This window comes from Paenibacillus algicola, assembly GCF_005577435.1.
GTDB classification, from domain to species: domain Bacteria; phylum Bacillota; class Bacilli; order Paenibacillales; family Paenibacillaceae; genus Paenibacillus_AQ; species Paenibacillus_AQ algicola.
Genome location: NZ_CP040396.1, coordinates 542,047 through 561,418, shown reverse-complemented (window position 1 = coordinate 561,418; position 19,372 = coordinate 542,047). Strand labels below are relative to the sequence as shown.

The 19,372-nt window shown below is 55.4% G+C and carries 15 protein-coding genes and 1 pseudogene; 7 read left to right on the top strand and 9 right to left on the bottom strand.

From position 1 onward, the window contains the following. Nucleotides 1-108: 108 nt before the first annotated feature. The gene (locus E6C60_RS02520) at nucleotides 109-672 is read right to left on the bottom strand and encodes a hypothetical protein (RefSeq protein ID WP_138224314.1); all 564 of its coding nucleotides are present in this window, start codon (nucleotides 670-672) and stop codon (nucleotides 109-111) included. An 8-nt stretch (nucleotides 673-680) separates the two neighbouring features. Beyond that, nucleotides 681-1,343: a cobalamin B12-binding domain-containing protein gene (locus E6C60_RS02515; protein ID WP_217496371.1), complete on the bottom strand. Its 663-nt coding sequence runs from the start codon at nucleotides 1,341-1,343 to the stop codon at nucleotides 681-683. Between the two features lie 257 nt (nucleotides 1,344-1,600). Between E6C60_RS02515 and E6C60_RS02510 the strand changes: the two genes are divergently transcribed. Both E6C60_RS02510 and E6C60_RS02505 read left to right on the top strand, forming a co-directional pair. Further along, nucleotides 1,601-2,008: a hypothetical protein gene (locus E6C60_RS02510; RefSeq protein ID WP_233281108.1), complete on the top strand. Its 408-nt coding sequence runs from the start codon at nucleotides 1,601-1,603 to the stop codon at nucleotides 2,006-2,008. Nucleotides 2,009-2,012: 4 nt separating this feature from the next. Then, nucleotides 2,013-5,654: a CheR family methyltransferase gene (locus tag E6C60_RS02505; RefSeq protein WP_138224312.1), complete on the top strand. Its 3,642-nt coding sequence runs from the start codon at nucleotides 2,013-2,015 to the stop codon at nucleotides 5,652-5,654. Between the two features lie 254 nt (nucleotides 5,655-5,908). On the opposite strand, the gene E6C60_RS02500 is transcribed toward E6C60_RS02505, so the two are convergent. Next, on the bottom strand, nucleotides 5,909-6,670 hold the full coding sequence (locus E6C60_RS02500) for an N-acetylmuramoyl-L-alanine amidase (RefSeq protein ID WP_138224311.1): 762 nt from the start codon (nucleotides 6,668-6,670) through the stop codon (nucleotides 5,909-5,911). A gap of 478 nt (nucleotides 6,671-7,148) precedes the next feature. Between E6C60_RS02500 and E6C60_RS21095 the strand changes: the two genes are divergently transcribed. Continuing rightward, a complete protein-coding gene (locus E6C60_RS21095) occupies nucleotides 7,149-7,559 on the top strand; it encodes a hypothetical protein (RefSeq protein ID WP_217496370.1) in 411 nt (136 codons plus the stop codon). 160 nt (nucleotides 7,560-7,719) lie between these two features. Here the strand turns inward: E6C60_RS21095 and E6C60_RS02490 are convergent, their stop codons facing one another. Next, nucleotides 7,720-8,025, bottom strand: coding sequence for an MTH1187 family thiamine-binding protein (locus E6C60_RS02490; RefSeq protein WP_138224309.1), 306 nt, complete (start codon nucleotides 8,023-8,025; stop codon nucleotides 7,720-7,722). A 1,130-nt stretch (nucleotides 8,026-9,155) separates the two neighbouring features. Here E6C60_RS02490 and E6C60_RS02485 point away from each other — a divergent pair. The 3 genes from E6C60_RS02485 (at nucleotide 9,156) to E6C60_RS02475 (ending at nucleotide 13,684) form a co-directional block, all read left to right on the top strand. Beyond that, nucleotides 9,156-11,489 carry a ribonucleoside-diphosphate reductase subunit alpha gene (locus E6C60_RS02485; RefSeq protein ID WP_138224308.1) on the top strand — a complete coding sequence of 778 codons (2,334 nt, stop codon included), beginning with the start codon at nucleotides 9,156-9,158 and terminating at the stop codon, nucleotides 11,487-11,489. Between the two features lie 717 nt (nucleotides 11,490-12,206). Further along, nucleotides 12,207-13,238: a ribonucleotide-diphosphate reductase subunit beta gene (locus tag E6C60_RS02480; RefSeq protein WP_138224307.1), complete on the top strand. Its 1,032-nt coding sequence runs from the start codon at nucleotides 12,207-12,209 to the stop codon at nucleotides 13,236-13,238. Nucleotides 13,239-13,408: 170 nt separating this feature from the next. Further along, nucleotides 13,409-13,684 carry a hypothetical protein gene (locus tag E6C60_RS02475; protein WP_138224306.1) on the top strand — a complete coding sequence of 92 codons (276 nt, stop codon included), beginning with the start codon at nucleotides 13,409-13,411 and terminating at the stop codon, nucleotides 13,682-13,684. A gap of 6 nt (nucleotides 13,685-13,690) precedes the next feature. On the opposite strand, the pseudogene E6C60_RS02470 reads toward E6C60_RS02475, so the two are convergent. The 3 genes and pseudogenes from E6C60_RS02470 to ssuE all read right to left on the bottom strand — a co-directional run bounded on the left by E6C60_RS02470 (nucleotide 13,691) and on the right by ssuE (nucleotide 15,685). Further along, nucleotides 13,691-14,426 (bottom strand): annotated as a pseudogene (locus E6C60_RS02470) (AAA family ATPase). 76 nt (nucleotides 14,427-14,502) lie between these two features. Beyond that, the gene (locus E6C60_RS02465) at nucleotides 14,503-15,093 is read right to left on the bottom strand and encodes a P-loop nucleotide/nucleoside kinase family protein (protein ID WP_138224305.1); all 591 of its coding nucleotides are present in this window, start codon (nucleotides 15,091-15,093) and stop codon (nucleotides 14,503-14,505) included. A 34-nt stretch (nucleotides 15,094-15,127) separates the two neighbouring features. After that, nucleotides 15,128-15,685, bottom strand: coding sequence for an NADPH-dependent FMN reductase (gene ssuE, locus E6C60_RS02460; RefSeq protein WP_138224304.1), 558 nt, complete (start codon nucleotides 15,683-15,685; stop codon nucleotides 15,128-15,130). Between the two features lie 657 nt (nucleotides 15,686-16,342). On the opposite strand from ssuE, the gene E6C60_RS02455 reads away from it, so the two are divergent. Further along, entirely contained in the window at nucleotides 16,343-16,795 is a 453-nt protein-coding gene (locus E6C60_RS02455) for a hypothetical protein (RefSeq protein ID WP_138224303.1), read from the top strand. Here the strand turns inward: E6C60_RS02455 and E6C60_RS02450 are convergent. Together E6C60_RS02450 and E6C60_RS02445 are read right to left on the bottom strand one after the other, a co-directional pair. Then, nucleotides 16,790-18,613, bottom strand: a complete 1,824-nt coding sequence (locus E6C60_RS02450; protein ID WP_138224302.1) for an NAD(P)H-hydrate dehydratase — start codon at nucleotides 18,611-18,613, stop codon at nucleotides 16,790-16,792. The two genes, E6C60_RS02455 and E6C60_RS02450, sit on opposite strands and share 6 nt — an antisense overlap. Before the next feature lie 43 nt (nucleotides 18,614-18,656). Continuing rightward, nucleotides 18,657-19,289: an NAD(P)-dependent oxidoreductase gene (locus E6C60_RS02445; RefSeq protein ID WP_138224301.1), complete on the bottom strand. Its 633-nt coding sequence runs from the start codon at nucleotides 19,287-19,289 to the stop codon at nucleotides 18,657-18,659. Nucleotides 19,290-19,372: the final 83 nt, after the last annotated feature.

The window sequence follows — 19,372 nt, the reverse complement described above, 5'->3', positions numbered from 1 at the left end:
CCTTATGTCCTGGGAGCTCCACCCCCGTCCAAATCACAAAAATCCCCGGTACCTTCATGAGGGTACCGGGGATTTCTGCGATTTACATAACGCCCATGCAGCCGGGCTTTAATACATCTCCCGGGAAGCATTTTTCAATGCAGTATCGATCAGCTGCCGAATAATATCACTGTAGTCCGTCTGGTGGATCTCCACCAGGCTGGGATGCACCTGATCCAGCAAATCCTTGACGGTTTCCAGCACGCTGCACAGCTCCCGGTTTAGCGTATGGCTTGCGCTCAAATAGCTTCTGGCGCTTCCCGCCTGCCGAACAGCAGGCTCATACATGCCGTTCTCGAGGTTCTCATGGAGACGCTCCAGCCGCTCTGCAACGGCCTTGTACTGCTTGTCCCTGGAGATGCACACCAGATGGCCGCACTCCTCCTCATCCCAGTGCTGATACACTTCAAAGGGCAGCACCTGAGCAGACCGGGTCTTCAGAATCAGCTCTACCCGCTGATCCGTGTGATCCGGCGATATATAGGTTCTTGCCTTATTCAGCGAGCCTTCATCAATGAAGCTGAGCCAGCTGCCGGAAGCTGCAAAGAGGTCTGCTGCCGGCGAAGAGCAGGCAAGAATCTGATAATGCAGATTGACTTTGAAATAAGGCACGGGAAGCTGCTTGTCCTCCATAAGTTCTCTCACCTCATATTGAAATGCGCCGCAGCCTCGCGGCTTGCCGCTTCGTAGGATCGGAGCCAATCGTTCAGGGAGAGCAGGTCGGGAAAGAACAGTGCCCGCTCCCCCAGCGTATTCTGGAGTCCATAGCGGTCAATCAGGCGGCCGCCGATGACGATCATGGGTTCATAGCTCAGGCTCTGCAGGGCCTGAGTGTACTTCATCAAAGTCGGCAGATGATACACGATGGACGCGGACACGCCAATGATCTCGGGCTTCCAGTTCATCGCACTGACCATGGCGTTCTCCAGCGGCAGATTACCGCCATACATGCGGGTGCTGAAGCCCCGTTCCTGAAACAGGGACGAGACCATTTTAAGGCCAAGATGATGATACTCCCCCTCGACGCACAAGAACATCGCTCTTCCTCCATGTCCCTGCGCCGGCTTTATCTGGTGTGCATACCGCGTAATCATAACATCACAAACCCCTGAGGCCAGATGCTCATCCGCGACGGAGACCAGATTCTGCTCCCACAGACCGCCGATATATCGCATTGCCGGTGTTAGCAGCTGATCATAGATGTACAGACTGTTTCTTCCTGAATCCATATGACGGACCAAGAGGCTCCAGCACTCCTCCGTTAGTCCTTCCAGCATCAGCTCTGCCAGATGCTCAATTTCCATATTCAAGGGCAGCACCTTCTTATCCCCCCGGTAATATCATAACGTTTTACATTGTAATATGATCTTGAAGCTGGTGACCAGGGCTATTTTTGGCGATTGAACGTAAGCTTTGTCGAAAGTGACGAGGAAGTCTTTTTTTCTATTATAATGATCAACACAGGCGATTTCGCTATAAAAAGTGAATGAAATATGATAATATTTCCAATTACACCTTTGAAGTCTATCAATGCATTCAAGCTAGAGAAAGGATGCGGAGCATGGAAACCATAGAAGAGTACGCTGATATGATCCAGCAGGTGATGGATATGATCTATACGGCAGATCCCTCCCTGCTGCAGCGCTACGGGGAACGGGGACGTCAGAAATGCAGGGAGGACAACCTTCATCATCTGAAGCATCTGGAGACGGCCTTTCAGCTTGGCAACACCTCTGTTTTTACCGATTATGCGTTATGGCTTGAGGGAATTCTAAGCAAGCATGCAATGAAAACGCGTACACTTACGGACAATTTCCAATATATGCTGGATTCCCTGGACCTCGCCCGCAGCCTGGATGAGAGAGCCCGGCAAGCTTACCGGCAGTATTTGGAGGCAGCTATTCATGCGCTGCAGCAGCACGAAGCCCGTGAAGCCTCAATGACCACAGCCCAAGGAGAAGGGAACTAGCCCAATGAGCGAAAATGAATTACAGCCGCAAGCTGCCATCATCGTGCCGCCTGCGAGCCTTACTCACCCCAAAACGAACGAGACCGAGAATGAGGAGCATGCCCCGGCCTACGTCGTAGGACTGGGTGCATCTGCGGGCGGGCTGGAGGCGCTGGAGGTATTCTTCGACCATATGCCGCCGGATACCGGCATGGCTTTTGTCGTCGTGCAGCATCTGTCCCCTGATTATAAGAGTCTCATGAGCGAGATTCTTCGCAAATATACGGCCATGAACATCCGCGAAGCGCGGCATGATATGGTCGTCCGTCCTAACTATATTTATCTGACGCCGCCGCGCAAGATTCTAACCATCTCCGGCGGGCGCCTAAAGCTGGCAGAGCCGCTTCCTAACACCACGCTGCATATGCCGATTGATATGTTTTTCAGCTCGCTGGCCCAGGAGTGCAGAAACCAGGCGGTGGCTGTCGTCATGTCCGGCACCGGTACGGACGGGTCCCGCGGCATTCAGGATATTAAGGATACAGGCGGCCTCGTTATTGCACAGGACAGCCACTCTGCCAAATATGACGGCATGCCGAGCAGTGCGCGGCTCTCCGGCAATGCGGATGCGGTGCTGGCGCCCAAGGAAATGACCGAGCGCCTGCTGCTCCATGTGCATGGAGAAGGCTATGAGAATGTATCTACCGTCCGCGAAACCATAACGACGGAGCAGTATATCCAGCTCATCTTTGAGAAGATCCGCCAGGATTGCGGAGTCGATTTTACGTACTACAAGCGCAACAGCGTCCTGCGGCGCATCGAGCGGCGCATGGCCATCCATAATGTGCCCAGCATGGCGATGTACATGACGTTTCTCGATGAGCACCGCGAGGAGCTGCAGTCGCTAAGGAAGGATCTGCTGATCGGGGTTACGAATTTCTTCCGCGATTCGGAGGCCTTTAACGTGTTGTACGAGCGGGTGATTCCAGAGCTGTTCGAGCGCAAAAGCTTCGTCAAGGAGATCCGAGTCTGGGTGGCCGGCTGCTCCACCGGCGAGGAGGCGTATTCGGTAGCTATTTTGATGCGCAAATATGCCGAGAGCCTGGAGACGCCGTATTCCATCAAAATTTTCGCCACCGATCTCGACAAGGAATCCATTGAATATGCCAGCCAGGGGATTTACTCCGAAAGCACCATCAGCCACCTGTCCCGGGAAGATCAGGACCGCTTCTTTATCAAGGACGATGATATGTTCCAGGTGAGCAAGGAAATCCGCAAGATGGTCGTCTTTGCACCGCAGAACATCATCAAAGATCCGCCGTTCCGCAATCTGGACCTTATCACCTGCCGCAATATGCTGATCTATCTGCAGCCGGAAATGCAGCAGAAGGTGCTGTCTCTGTTTCACTTTGCCCTGAACCCTGACGGCTTCCTCTTCTTAGGTCCCAGCGAAACGATCGGGCGCTTTACGAACCAGTTTGAGGCGTTTGACCGGAGATGGAATATTTTTACGCACAAAAAATCGTCCGCCGGCGAAGAGCCCCGCATGTTCCAGATGGAGGACCGACTCGCACAGCCGCAGCCCTTCCGCAGAATGGTCTCCCCTGTCGTGCCGGCTAAGGACAGCGGACCGAAGCGGCTCGATGATCTGCAGACCACGCTCGTCGAGGAGCATGTGGCCCCGGGCATGATTGTGGACCAGAGTAATGATGTAATTCATCTGAACGGCCCGATTCATGAGTATCTGATGCTTGCCCAGGGAAAGCCCAGCTGGAATCTGTACAAAATGATCGACCCCAAGGTGTCTCCCGCCGTCTCCTCCGCGGTACAAAAGGTACGGGAGCAGCGCCGCGGTGTAACGTACCGCTCATTGACGATTCAGACGAATCTCGGTGAGCGACAGATTGATCTGCATATCCGTCCCTTCTCCCTCAAGAACAAGACCTATGAGAAATATGTTCTCATCCTGTTCATGGAGCCGGAGCAGCCGGGCTCGGAATCACAGGTGGTGATACAGCCATTCGAGGTAGACAGCGGCGTGAACCTGCGGATTATGCAGCTGGAGCAGGCGCTGCTCCGGGCAGAGGAATCTCTGCAGGCTACCGTTGAAGAGCTGGAGACGTCCAATGAGGAGCTGCAGGCCACGAATGAGGAGCTGGTTGCGGCGAACGAGGAGCTGCAAAGCGCCAATGAGGAGCTGCAGTCGGTCAACGAGGAGCTGGTCACGGTCAACACCGAGTATCAGTTCAAGATTCAGGAGCTGACGGACGTGAACAACGATATGACCAACTTTTTGGTGAGCACACGGATCGGGACTATTTTTCTGGATAAGCGGATGTGTGTGCGCCGATTTACTCCGGCGATTACGAAGGAAATCCATCTGATGGAGGTCGATTACGGCCGCCCGATTGAGCATATCTCGCACCATTTTAAATACGATACGCTTGTCCAGGACGCTCAGGAGGTGCTGCAGTCACTGGTTCCTTTTGAGAAGGAAATTCAGAGCCAGAGCGGCACCTGGTACAGCATGCGTATCCTTCCTTACCGGAAGGATGACAACTTTATTAGCGGCGTCGTGCTGACGTTCGTCAATATTACGGATCTCAAAACGGTAAACGAGGAGCTGCAGAAGCTCTCCTATGCGGTCGAGCAAAGCCCGAGCATTACGGCGATCCTGGACCCCGCTGGGCGGATAGAATATGTGAATCCCCGCTATACGGAGGTTACGGGCTTTCATCTGGCGGATGTAAAGGGAAAAAGCATTCGCGAGTGCATGCAGAGCGAGGCCGGCGAGCGGCCGATTGAGCATGTAATGAAGCTGGCTAAGGAGGACGGGCAGTGGATGGGGGAATTGACCGGCTGCAAAAAGAACGGCGAGCTGTTCTGGGAATCGGTCAAAATGATCCCGGTTCGCGACAAGCAGGGCCGCATCATCCACTACGTCAAATTCTCGGAGGATATTACCGACCGCAAGCATGCCGAGGAAATGCTCCGCAAGAATGAAATGCTCTCTGCCGTAGGACAGCTCGCGGCCGGTGTTGCTCATGAAATCCGGAACCCGCTGACCGCTCTGAAGGGCTTCACCAAGCTTATGTCCGGCAAGGGTATGGGCAATGACATGTATATTGATATTATGCTGAACGAGCTGAACCGGATTGAGCAGATCGTCAGCGAGCTGCTGGTGCTCGCCAAGCCGCAGGCTATTGATTTTGTGGAAAAGGACCTGACCCCGATTCTGCAGGACGTGCTTATGCTGCTGGAATCCCAGGCCAATATGAACAATGTCGAGATGAACGCCCTGTTTACAGAGGGGCTCCGGGTGTTTGGCGTGGAGAACCAGCTGAAGCAGGTGTTTATCAATATTCTCAAAAATGCGATTGAGGCCATGCCCTCCGGCGGCAGAGTCGATGTGCTCGCCGAGCTGCATGCGGATCAGCAGCAGATCATCGTTCAGTTTATTGATAACGGCACCGGCATTCCGGCAAGCAAGCTGGCCAAGCTCGGAGAGCCCTTTTACTCCACCAAAAACAAAGGCACCGGACTCGGGCTCATGGTCAGCTACAAAATCATTCAGAACCACAAAGGCACCATCCGATTTGAAAGTGAGGAAGGGCAAGGCACCACGGTCACCATTGCCATTCCGTGCACAGCATCACTGCTGCCGTAACTCCTCTGGTCAATGCTCGCGTGAATTGGTCGAACCGACGCATTCTTCCGCACTGGGCGCAGCTCCCGGTGCGCGGTGTTCCGCTGCATAACAGCAGTCGATCGACCACACTCTTGCTAGCCGCCCACTCAAACCGCCGCCCCTCTCGATGCACCGCAGCAGCGGGTATCAGAGGGGCGGCTTTTATCGGTTAACCTTATATTGCTGCCGGTTTCCAGGCCGGGGCTCCTGCTCCTGATCGACACTTGGAGAGATTAATCTTTGTCGCTTTGAAGCATCGCCATCAGCTGATTTCGCAGACGGTTAAATACGATCGCCGCCTCCTCGCGGGTCAACGGCGCACCGGGACGCTTGCCATCAAACAGCCCGTTCTTCACCGCTTCGTCCCACGCCGCCTGTGCCCATGGGCTGACAGTATGAATATCTCGTGCGGAATTCGGGGTTTCTGCCACTGGGCTCGCCTCCTTTGCTTGTAATCCCAAATGCTTGGCAATGCCGGTAACATGGCCGTTGACCAGCGCCGCAATGACCTCATTCTGCTTCAGCTTGGCGGCATCTGAGGCTACATCCACAAACAGGTTCTCAGTCAATACCGCTGGCATAGCACTTTCCCTGACCATGTGAAAGTTCGCGCTTTTCTGTCCCCGATCATTGACCCCAAACGGACGCAGGGCCGCCATAATGTCGGTATGCAGATGATTTTGCAGCCTTACCGACTCACTGCTCGGCTTAGTGTAGCGAAAAGACTCAAAGCCCCCGGAGCCGCCCCCGGCATTACAATGGATCGAGATCAGAATATCCGCTCCGGCCCGATTCGCCGCTGCGGTGCGCTGCGGCAGCTCCAGAAACACATCGGTGGAACGCGACATGAGCACCTGCACCTCCTGATACTCCGCCTCCAGCCGCTGCTGGATGCCTTTAGCGATCGCGAGCACCACATTCTTCTCCTGCAGTCCGTTTCCAGACGCTCCCGGGTCTGTTCCTCCGTGACCGGCGTCAATCCATACCTTTTTCACGAATCATCCCCCTCTTTCCTGACTTCATGCAGCCGGGCTCCCCACACACTCCCAGATCGGTTCCGCCGGAACCGACGGTGATTCACACCTACTTAGCTGACCTGGTGCAGTTGGCATGCAGACGCTCCTCCCCGCTGCATGTACAAACATTGTATTCAACGAATCTTGTAAACGGCTGTGCATTTGCAGGAAGACTTGCATATTCTTTATAAATGTGCGGGTGGTATCAGCTTCATTTTTGAACCCATTGTGCTAAAGTGGCGTACTACATCATATCTATTCCTTTTTATGCAGCCATCATGAATCAAAAAGGAGGTCAGAGCCATGCCTACAGCAGATGCAGACAGCGTAAGCCGCTGCTCCAGACGGTTTTGTATTTTGCTCCCGCACGGGAAACCACAGCCCGTTTGGCGCTGAGATTCTCTGTAGCAGCATCGCTCGTCTTGAGATGAAGACAAGATCCTATGTTCTTTTAGCTGTGATCTTACTCGCCGTCGCCGCCTCTCCAAAACTGTATGCACTCTACCAGGAACGAATCCATTTCAACAAACCGCTGGTTTCCATCATTGCCTTTGCTGATCTTTCAATTAAGGGTAAATTTGCCCGGGAGGAAAAATATTATTTGGAGGTAGAAATAGAAAGAGGATATTACACCAAAGCTTATGATATAGACGACCCCGTCAGGACCTACGCATTGTCCGGCAAGGAGCTGTATGACCAAATTCAACTGGATGAAAAAACCGATTACGCCGGCGTAACCCTAAAATCCGTCGTACATATCCGGGAACTGGCGTCTGATGAGGCAGAGCGGTTAAGAATGGACCCGTTTCTCATCATCTCGGATCAGAAATACAGCAAGTATGTAGAAATCATTAACTTGTCCAAATGAGGGCCGCATACATGCTGGCCTTGGAGCAGGGCGGCGGTTCGCCGCTGCGCCATGGCCGGCACGGGTGCGGCTCGGCCGCAGCAGCGCTTTGCCTCGGGCCGAGAGCTGCATGCGATGCGGTACGCACGCAGCGATTCCGCGGCCAGCCGCTGTGGAACAGCTACTGCCCCAGCTTCTCCATGACCGACTGCAGCTTCTGTCTGCTGGAGCCCGCCTTATCACGGCGATCGTCGATTTTGACCGAAGTGGACACCCGCTTCGCCCCACACATAAATGGCGCTTCATGCAGAGCAGCAATCGCCTTCCAAATATCACCCAGCTCGCCTTCAATGATGGTGCTCATGGAGGTCAGCTCGAAAGTAACCCCCTCCTGCTGCTCCAATACCCGCTGCATTCCCGCTACATATGCGCTCAAAGACGTGCTCTCCGTACCAATCGGTATAACGGTCACCTCTGCAATCGCCATACGTATAACCTCCTGCCTTCAGATTTAGGATACCTTTATTCTAACAGCTTTATGATGAAAAGAAGTAGTTTTCATGCACGCACGTGTGCTGGGCGTGTCTTGGCACGGCTGGACGTTTGCTCATCAATATATATGCGCACACTCAAGCATAGCTGGCTTGCCTACTCGTGTGTACGCTTCTCAATACATTAGCCCATGATCCCAGTAGCTCATGCTCTAACTTACTTATGCTCTGCTCTGCTCAGCTCAGCTCATGCTTTACACTAGTCCGTTCTCTCAGTAGCTTATGCTTTACACCTTCTAGCTCACGCACTCAGTCGCTCATGCTCTACACTAGCTCATGCTCTCCTCAGCCCATGCTCTAACGGTTGCCACAGTGCTTATTGTTGCTCTATCGGGAACAAATTAATTCTAACGGTTGTGAGCGTGCTTATTTGGTGGAAACAGTCGCTGTGAGGCATCAAATTGCTTAAATAACTCGTGTGGCAACCGTTAGAATTAAAGTAACCCTGGATTTGACGCATTAGCGCTCGTGGCAACCGTTAGAGAGCCAGAGTCAGAGTCAGATCCGCACCCCCTCCCTCCCCTCGCCCCCACACCCACCAGCGAAGCAGCCCATACCACACTCCACTGCACACAGCCAGTGACAAAAATAGCAATCTCTCAGATCCGGTGAATCTGCGTAAAAATTGACGCATTTCGTCAATATCTATGGATTCCCACTCTCTTTTGTGAGTTTCTACATTGGCAGTTTGCCCGGTCATTTGCTATAATTCATTTTGTGCTTTTTTGAAGATTATCGTTTACAGATACAACATATTGGGTTAAATTAAGTATCACTAACCAAATATAGTGTGTGTAGGGGTTCTGAACATATTTACATATGCTCCGGACCGAACGGGAAGCATGGCGAAAATCCATGAGCTCCCTCCTATATGCCTAGCACCTGCTTCTTTCGGGAATCAGGCACGTGTTTGCGGATCGCGTCTGTACATACACACTCAGACAGCATTTTAACCCACAGCGCACAATAGCATTTTCAGCCTTCCCAGGGAGGTTGGTCGAAAATGTTTTTTTCTTGTCTTGCTTTTTTGCTTTTATTTTTCCTAAGGAAGGTAGGGAATTGATGTATGCCACAACTCGTAGTCAAGCCCAATAACCGTCAGCTGGCTTTTGATGAAATCCGCCTCTCTGTGTATGCGGACCGTATTTTGAAGGACCTGGATATGCTCGATAAGGAAAGACTGCTGCGCGGGGTAACTGCAAAGCTTCGCGGTGAGCAGGTCTCCGGTGAGGAGATCAGCAATGCGTTCACCATGTCCGCCCTGGAGCTGGTCAGCAAAGAGGAGCCCAACTGGAAATTCGCGGCAGCCCGCTCCCTCCTGACGTCATTATATAAAAAAGCGGCCAACCACCGCAGATATAAAGCTTATCCGGAAGAGCCCTACGGCGCTCTGTACCCGCTCATCACAGAGCTGGTGCAAAAAGGGATTTACCGCGAAGAGCTGCTCTCCTGCTACACCAAGGCTCAAATTGAGGAGCTCGCAGATACGATTGACTACTCCCGCGATCTTCTGTTCGATTATATCGGACTGCTGACGCTGGCCGAGCGGTACCTGGCTACGGATTTTGACGGCCGGGTCATGGAGCTGCCGCAGGAGCGCTACATGGTCATCGCCATGTACCTGATGCACAAAGAGCCGGAAGACAAGCGCCTGGAGCTCGTGAAGGAAGCCTACTGGGCTATGAGCAACCTGTACATGACGGCCGCTACGCCTACCATGTCCAACGCCGGCAAAAAAGTCGCCGGACAGTTGTCCAGCTGCTTTATTGATACGGTGGATGACTCGCTGGAGGGGATTTTTGATTCCAACACCGATGTAGCACGCCTGAGCAAAATGGGCGGCGGCATCGGCGTATACCTCGGCAAGGTACGCGCACGCGGCTCAGACATCCGGGGTCACAAGAACACCAGCTCCGGCGTGATCCCGTGGATCCGTCAGCTGAACAACACCGCTGTCAGCGTGGACCAGCTGGGTACCCGCAAGGGCGCCGTGGCTGTATACCTGGACGTGTTCCACAAGGACATTCTCGCCTTCCTCGACTTGAAGCTGAACAACGGGGATGAGCGTATGCGAGCGCACGACGTGTTCCACGGCGTATGCCTGCCTGACCTGTTCATGGAGGCGGTTGAGGCCCGGGACGAGTGGAGCCTGTTCTGCCCGCATGAAGTGAAGAAAGTGATGGGCTGGAAGAGTGAGGACGGTCGTCCGCTCGGTCTGGAGGATTTTTACGATGCTGCCCAGGGCGATGGCGAGTTCCGCCAAAAATATGCAGAGGCAGTCGCTAACCCGGTTCTGCCGCGCATCACCGTACAAGCCATCGACATTATGAAGCGGATTATGAAGTCCCAGCTGGAGACCGGCACGCCATACATGTTCTACCGTGATACCGTCAACCGGGCGAACCCGAACTCGGCGCATGGCATGATCTACTCCTCCAACCTGTGTACGGAAATTATGCAGAACCAGTCCCAAACGGTCGTTGAGCAGGAAGAGCTGGTTACGAAGGACGGCCAGACCCGGATCGTGATTTCCAAAATCCCTGGTGACTTCGTGGTGTGCAACCTGAACTCGATCCACCTGGCACGCGCAGTGCCTGCTGGCGTCCTGGAGCGTCTCGTGCCGATTCAGGTCCGGATGCTGGACAACGTCATCGACATTAACAATATTGAAGTGCTGCAGGCCCAGTACACGAACAGCCAATACCGCGCGGTCGGCCTGGGAACGTTCGGGCTTCACCACCTTTTGGCTCTGGAGGGCATCCGCTGGGAGTCTGATGAGGCGGTCGCTTATAACGACAATCTGTATGAGCATATTAACTATCTGCTGGTTAAATCCAGCATGGAGCTGGCCAAGGAAAAAGGTCACTATCCGAAGTTCAAGGGCTCGGATTGGGAAAGCGGCGAATATTTCACCTTCCGCGGCTACACTGACGGCGAGCATGTAGGCCAATTCGTGACCACCGAGCAATGGCGCGAGCTGCAGCAGGAGGTTCAGCAGAACGGTGTCCGGAATGCATGGCTGTTCGCCATCGCTCCGAACGGCTCCACCTCGATCATCGCCGGCTCCACCGCCAGCATTGATCCGTTGTACGAGCTCTTGTCTTATGAAGAAAAAACAACCTACAAGATCGCAAATCCGGCTCCGGATCTGTCGGACAAGACAATCTGGTATTACAAAACGGCATTCCTGATTGACCAGCACTGGTCCATCAAGATGGCTGCGGCCCGCCAGCGTCACGTAGACCAGGCACAAAGCTTTAACCTGTATGTCCGTCCGGACATCCGCGCTTCGGAGTTCCTGGAGCTGCACCTGCATGCCTGGAAAGCAGGCATCAAGTCCACATACTATGTACGCAGCCGGGCACTGACGATTGAAGAATGCGAGTCCTGCGCAAGCTAAAGCTTTTCGAATCCCTCCCAAACCCTCCCTTTCCAAAGGGAGGGCCCCAAGGGCTCTGCCCTCTGGACTCCCGAAAGTAAACCCGTGCAGGGTGCGAGTGTGGCGGAGATACGGAGCTTGGGTGCTAGGAGCGCTTTCCCCCTTCGGGGACGCTTCACGATGGTGCAGACCCGATGGAGCGGCTGTGGTGCTTGAGATGAGGTCCCTTCCTGCTTGGAGCGCTCTCCCTTCGGGATTTGCTGGAAGTTAGGTGCAGACCCGATGGAGCGGCTGCGGCGCTTGGGATGAGGTACTTTCCTGCTTGGAGCGCTCTCCCTTCGGGATTTGCTGGAAGTTGGGTGCAGACCCGATGGACGGGCTGCGGCGCTTGGGATGAGGTGCCTTCCTGCTTGGAGCGCTCTCCCTTCGGGATTTGCTGGAAGTTGGGTGCAGACCCGATGGACGGGCTGCGGCGCTTGAGATGAGGTCCCTTCCTGCTTGGAGCGCTCTCCCTTCGGGATTTGCTGGAAATTGGGTGCAGACCCGATGGAGGGGCTGCAGGCCCCGCTAAAGCGGGCTTGTACGATAGAGCATCGCTGGCATCGTTTGAATAGACTAAGAAAAAAACTTCGTAGGGTGAGGATATCTGATCTGAGGACGCCTTTGCGCGGACAACAGTGGAGAAAGAGCAGATATCCGAACTCCCCCTAATATAGATTGCAAGGAGAGAGAACGAGCATGCAGATGCAAAAGATTTTTAACACGGAAGCGCCGAACCGCTCTACCCGTATCATTGAAGGAGAATGCTCCGGCATTCTGAACTGGAACGACATCCGTATGCCGCATATGTACAAGCTGTACAAGGTTCTGCTTCTGAACCACTGGATCGCGGATGAGATCCCGATGTCCAAGGATGCACAGCAGTTTTCCCGCCTGGATCCGGAGGAGCAGCGCACCTTTAAAATCAACATTTCACTGCTCGCGGTGCTGGACTCCATGCAGACCATGTTTGTCAGCGATGTGAAGCGTTACTTTACAGATTCCTCGCTGGAGGCGATTTCCGCGATTATCGGTCAGCAGGAGGTCGTGCATAACCAATCCTATTCTTACGTGCTGTCTTCAATCGTATCCGAGCAGGAGCAGAAGGAGATTTTTGAGTATTGGAAGCATGATCCGGTCCTGCTGGACCGCAACCGGTTTATCGCTGATATTTATCAGTCCTTCCGTGACAATCCGTCGCCGCAGACGTTTTTTGAAGCGATGGTTGCGGATTTGATTCTGGAAGGCATCTTCTTCTACAGCACGTTCGCCTTCTTCTACAACCTGGCCCGTGATCAGAAGATGATGTCCACCAGCCAGATGATTTCCTATATTCAGCGTGACGAGAACCAGCACTGCTACTTCTTTGCCGAGGTGTTCAAGCAGCTGCTGAAGGACTTCCCGGAGCTGGATACCCCGGAAAACAACGACTACATCTACCGCACGGTAAACCGCGCTGTCGAGCTGGAAACCAACTGGGCGCACTATACGCTTAGCAAGGTTAAAGGCATTGATCTGAACGAGCTGGCGGACTATATCAAGTTTATTGCTAACCGCCGCCTGAGCATGATGGGTCTCGACAAAGCCTATGAGGGCGTGGACGTGAACTGCATGCCGTGGATCAAGCCGTTCTCCGATGAAGCCTTGAATGCGACGAAAACGGACTTTTTTGAAGCCAAATCGCGCAACTACGGCAAGGTCGGCGACGATAACGGATTTGACGATTTGTAAGACTCCGATCAGCAGTCCGTGTGCTGAATCAACAACAAGAACCGTTCTTTCCCTTCGGGGACAGGACGGTTCTTTTTTGGGCATAAGGTCAAGCTGGGCGGTTGTGTACTGGGATATATGTTATACTATAAACAGGAATGTAAAGGAAATATAACCAGGAGGTATACGAAATGGCAACCTTAACACTACGAATTCCGTTGTTTATATTTGCTTTGGGGGTATCGGTGTTCTTATGTGATCTGATCCGTGAAAGCCAGGTTGTGAATAGCTTTGTCGCCAGCATGAGCTTTTGGGTCGTTGCTGTCGCATTCATGATCGGATTTGAGAAAACGGGGTTGAGCGAGAAAAAGGTACCTCTTCTTTATGGTGTCCTCGTGGCCCTCGTCGGGGTGTTTATCGAATTTCTGGTGGAGCCGCAGGATATATTATCCTTGTTCCCGCTTTGAAAAAGCTTAATCCCGTAACAGCTCCCGAAGCATGCCCTCCCGGTGATTCACGAATTCCTTCATAATCAGAAAGTGGTCGGTGTCTTCCAGGCTGCAGCGCTCCAGACCGTCGTCGGTCAGCTTGTAGATGAGGGCGTCGGGGTATGCCATGACAATTCGGTGAATGCGTGGATATAATAAACTGGGACTCCGCCTTGACCAGATCATGAATGCGCGTCAGCAGCGCCATCTGGCGCAAGGGAGACAGCGCCGCCTCCGGCTCATCCATGATGTACAATCCCTGACCGCTGAACCGGTGCAGAAATGCCGCAAAGAAGGATTCCCCATGTGACTGCGCATGGAGCGAGGTTCCGCCGTAGTTATGGGATGCTTCCAGGACATCCACCTCCGAGGCAACGTTATAATAGCTCTCCGCCCGGAAGAAAAAGCCGTCCTTCGGTCGGCGTGCTCCCCGCACCGTCCGAAGATATTGATGAAGCTCCGAATGCGTCTCGCGGGTCGCAAACGAGAAGTTCACCGTTCCGCCCTCCGCATTAAAGCCCATGGCCACAGCGATGGCTTCCAGCATCGTCGATTTGCCCATGCCATTTTCCCCGACAATGTAAGTAACCCGTGGATGAAGCTCCAGCTGCTCCAGCGCCGATACGGCCGGGAGATGAAAGGGATAGGCGTCAAACGAAGGAACCTGCTCCTTCAAAAGCTGCACGCTGCGCAAATAGGCGGTTGTGAAGTCGAGTGCCATGGGTTGTCCTCCTCTGCTGCACAAAAGCGGCACCTCCAGCATCTTCGCCGGAACATGCCGCTTGTGGCCTGATCTGTTATGCTCCTGTTACAAAACGGTACAGCCCTTCTACCTTCTCCTCGGTCAGCGGACCGCTGTTATCAAACACAAGAATCGAGCTCTCCGGGATATCCCAGTTCACCTCGGGCACGAAGTTGACGCGGGTCTTGAAGTCATCCCAGTGCTCCAGCTTCCATTGGTCACGCTCGGTTTGACGGTCGATGATGCGCTCCTTCTGCAGCTCCATATCCTCCAGGGCGACCACCACCACCTTCACGTCTACCTCCTGCTTGCTGCGTCCCGCTGCTGACAGCACGTCCTCCATCCACTGGGGATTCTTAAGCTCGGAGGTGAACGGGGAAATCATGAATACGTTCTGGCCGGCATTCAGATTCTCGATGCAAATATCCTTCGTCGTATCATATTCCAGGTCCCGCAGATGCTCCTTGTAAAATGCGGAGTCCCGATCATTGGGATCCAATCCGTTGCTCTCCAGAAATTTCTCCACGAAACGCCCGCCCACCGTATCCCGGTCCAAAAAAGCGGCCGGAATGCGCACCGCGAGCTTCTTCGCAACCGTTGTCTTGCCGGTTCCGGCTACGCCAACAAAAAAGACCAGCTTCTGCATGTCTATCTCTCCTCTACATTGTAAAGCGTATTCTTTACTTCTGCTCCTGCCTTTGGGCAATCCGCAGCCCGGTTTCGGCAATAAGCTCCTCTAATGCGGCATGAAGCCGCTCCTGCAGCACCTCGGCGATCTCAAGGCCCCCCTCTTCCGTGCGGGCGACCTGGGCATCTACAGCATAAACGCCGCCCAGGATGAATCGGGCGCCCATCGACGAGAGCACGGGCTTCAACGAGTAGTCGATGGATAACAGGTGCGCCAGGCTGCCGCCGATAAACAGGGGCAGGATGATTTTGCCGGCCAGCCCTTTTTGCGGAATGAGATCTAGAAACGTCTTCAGAACACCTGTAAAGGACGCCTTGTACACCGGACTGGCAATAATGACGGCATCAGCTTCAGCAACCAGGCCATTAGCCTTGATCACATACTCGCTATCGAACCGGGCCAGGATCAGATCCTCTGCCGGCAATTGAGCGACATCGATCCGGCTTACCTCATAGCCTGCGGCCTCCAGACCCTTCTCCGCCTGTTCCATCAAAGCGGTAAGGCGCGAGCCGGGCGTGGGACTGCCGTTAATGATAACTGCTTTCTTCATGCTGTATCCTCCTGTCTTTCGGAAATGGGTATACAGCCCTGCAGGCCAAGCTGGCGAAAACCGGGGTGCGGGTGCTCAAGCGAGCCTGCAGGACATCCGGATTCAGACAAAAAGGACCTTACAAGCTGCTGCAAAGTCCCTCCGGGCTCAACACGTTTGAGGTCTTCTGATATGTATCTGATCTGGGTGAAAAGCCTTTGGCTTCAAGTTGTAATCATGTTATCAATCTGCTGCGCTGTTTGTCAATGCCGCGACACCTCACTGCATTCTTGCCGGGCAAGAGAGTAAACCTGGCGTAGAACCTTGCATAAAACAGGCGTAGAATCGGCGCAAAGCCTGCATAAAGGCTGGGATAGCGTCTTTTCATCGTTCACCGGGTTAATGCTTCATGCCGTAAAGCCTTCATGTCTTAAATGATTCAGGCTGGCGAAGCATTCACCCCGTGAAGCTTCACCCTATCAAGCATTCATGACAATCAAGCTTCATGCCATAAACTTCAAGGTGCCCATCGCCCATAACTTGATGGCATGACATGAGGATGAACAAGGTGAATATTCATGGAGCCCCTCGCAAGTCCCGGCACGTTCCGCAGGGCCGCGGCATAGTTATAAAGCACAGACCTACGGATTGTAATATGGACGCAGGAGGGACGGCTTGATGGAATCCGGAAAAATCAGTACAAACAGCCGGATGGATGTCGGTATCTATGCATTGAACAAGCTGGCGGGCGCCGGCACTGTGCTGGTGCTGCTTAGTCTGCTGTCGTGGGGCTGGCCACAAAGCTGGGAGAGCTTATCTGCCATGCTGGGGGCAGATATCCCGATGGAGCACTGGGTTTACGGCTATGCCCTGATCGCCTCGCTCGTCGCCGATGCGATCATTTCGCTGCTGCCGGCGTTAAGCCGTGCCCGGCAGGCGGCTATCTATGGAGCCGCCGGCTTCTTGTCGTTTGCTCTGCTGACCGGGGAGGATGAGCAAATGATCTGGCTGCGCGGAGTCGTGGGCATGGCTATTCTCCTGATTTTTGTCTGGAGCCGAAGGGTGCTCGCCACTCGGCCGCTGCGGACGATTCTATGTGCTTTGATCATTCCGCTGTTCTGCCTGTTATAGCGCCTCGATCAGATCTCCGGCGGTAACGGAGGAGAAATGGCCGCGTAAAGCCGCGGCTCTTTCACCTGCCAACCCGTGCAGGCGTACGCCCAGGGCTGCCGCCTGTGGACCGGACAAGCCTTGAGCCAGCAGCCCGGCGATGATGCCGGTCAGCACATCGCCCGTGCCGCCTGTAGCCATGCCGGGGTGTCCTGTCACGTTGACGAAGGCGCGACCGTCCGGCCCGGCAACCACCGTCCGGGAGCCCTTCAGGACAAGCGTCACGCCATGGCGCACGGCATAGCCGATCGCGGCGCCGATACGGTCCTGCTGCACCTGGGATACGGTCATCCCTGAGAGGCGGGCCATTTCTCCAGGATGAGGGGTAAGTACCGTCTCGGAATCCCTGGGTGCCCAGTCGGCGAAATCCTCTGCCGCTGCGAGGGCATTAAGCGCGTCAGCATCCAGGACGAGAGGGACCGTGGACTGCTCCCACAAGCGGCGAAGCCACCGGCCGTCTCCGGAAAAGCGCCCGATGCCGGGACCTGCCGCCAGAACGTCCCGGCTCTGTAGCAGCTTCAGGATGTCCGTCGCGGAGTCCTCGTGCCAGCTGCCGCTTGTCCCCTCGGCAGCCTGCACTGGCGAGAGCATAAGCTCCGGTGCTGCGCCGCTCATCGGCAGCAGCAGCTCGTCCGGCAGCGCCCAGGTGACAAGGCCGCTGCCGGCGCGCAGCGCGGCACGTGAGCACAGCAGGCCGGCGCCGCTCATTGTGCGGCTGCCTGCTGTGACCAGCACATGGCCGTACGTGCCTTTATGGCCGTCGGCCGTGCGGGGGCGCGCCGGATCGCAGCGAAGCTCGGCGCGCAGCACCTCCGGCGTGAGGAGGAACGACTTCACGCCGTGGCCTTGACACAGCGCCGAGGGAATGCCGATGGAGCGGACGACGACCCGGCCGGCGGCCTCCGCGCCGGGGTACTGCACCAGGCCTCGCTTGAGGAACGCGAGGCAGACCGTCACCGCTGCATGGATGCAGGGCTCCTGCAGCGCGCCGGTATCGGCGTCCAGTCCGCTGGGAATATCCGCGGACACGATCGGCAGGCCGCTGTCATTCGCGGCCTGAATCATCGCGGCGTAAGCGCCGCGGGGCGCGCCCTGCGCGCCCGTACCCAGCAGCGCGTCCACGATGCCGGTGTACGCGCCCCAATCCACGGCCGACGATGCCCGGCCGTGGACCTCCAGCGGGATGCCGAGTGCCTCGGCGGCATCCCGCTGGAGCGCAGCCTCGCCGGCCAGCGCCTCACGCTCGGCCGCGTACAGGATCGTGACGCGCACACCTGCGTCACGCAAGTGCCGGGCGGCGGCTGCACCGTCGCCGCCGTTACTGCCCTTGCCCGCGAGCACCAGCCAGTGCTCCTCGGGATCATCCGGCAGATGCAGCGCGGCATCTGCCTCAATGCCGGGCGAGGGATAGACAGCCTCGCCGCTCTCCCCCGGCGCAGCATGCCTGTCTCGCGCCGCGCCGGGCTGCAGCTCGCCAGGGGCAGGAGCCGCCGGGTCCGTCATGCCAACATGACTCTGCCAAGCGCTGGCGGCCTCTCCTGTTGCAGACAGGCCCGCAGCGCGATCTCCTCTTGCTCCAGCCGCACCGTGAGCCCTGCCTGCTCCTGGAGCCGCCGTCTTCCTCCGGCCTTCATGGCCCCGCCGCTCCCGGCACAGGCGCAGCACCTCCTCGGCGATGGCCTTGCCCGCATTTTCCATCAGCGCTACGGCAGGAATGCCGAGAACCTCGATGGCATGGCGGTCCAGCTCCCGCATCTGCTCTCTGTTCACGATATACATGCAAGCCCCTCCTTTGCGCGTTGCTTATTTTACGACCGGCTGATCAGTAGCCTACAGTAAACCGCGCCCGGATAAACTGCGGGTCCTCCAGCTCGTCCAGCATGGCCACGGCATAATCTTCAATTGAAATACGGCTGGACCCGCTCTCGTCCACCACCAGATGATCCATGCCAATGCGGAACTGGCCGCTCCGCTTGCCCGGTTCGATCATGGCTGCGGGACTCAGATAGGTCCAGTCAAGATCTGACGCTTTATAAATCTCCAGCGCATCGCTATGCGCTTGAGCGACGGGCCGAAGCTCAGCCGGAAATTCCGCTGTGTTCATCAGCATTTCTCCGTTCTCGGCCACCAGGCTTCCCGCCCCGCCTACAACCAAAAGACGGCTTACCCCGCTCCGCCGGCAGGCTTCCAGCTGATTGCGGGCTGCCTCCAGCAGCTCCTCTTCCTGCCCAAACTGCGGGCCGTAGGCACTGATCACTGCCTCTGCGCCGCGAACGGCCTCCGTCAAGGCATCCGGGTCCAGCGTGCTGGCTTCAGCCACATGGATTTTGTCCCGATAAGCTTCCAGCTTGTCCGGATTGCGCACCACGGCCGTCACCTGATGGCCCCGGCGCAGCGCCTCCTCCAAAATACTTTTGCCAATACTTCCTGCCGCTCCGATAATTACTGTTCTCATTACGTATTCGCTCCTTTGCTGTTGTCTCAGATCTACCGTGCCATGCGCCAGATATAGTATGTTATGATTCATAGCGATCCCAT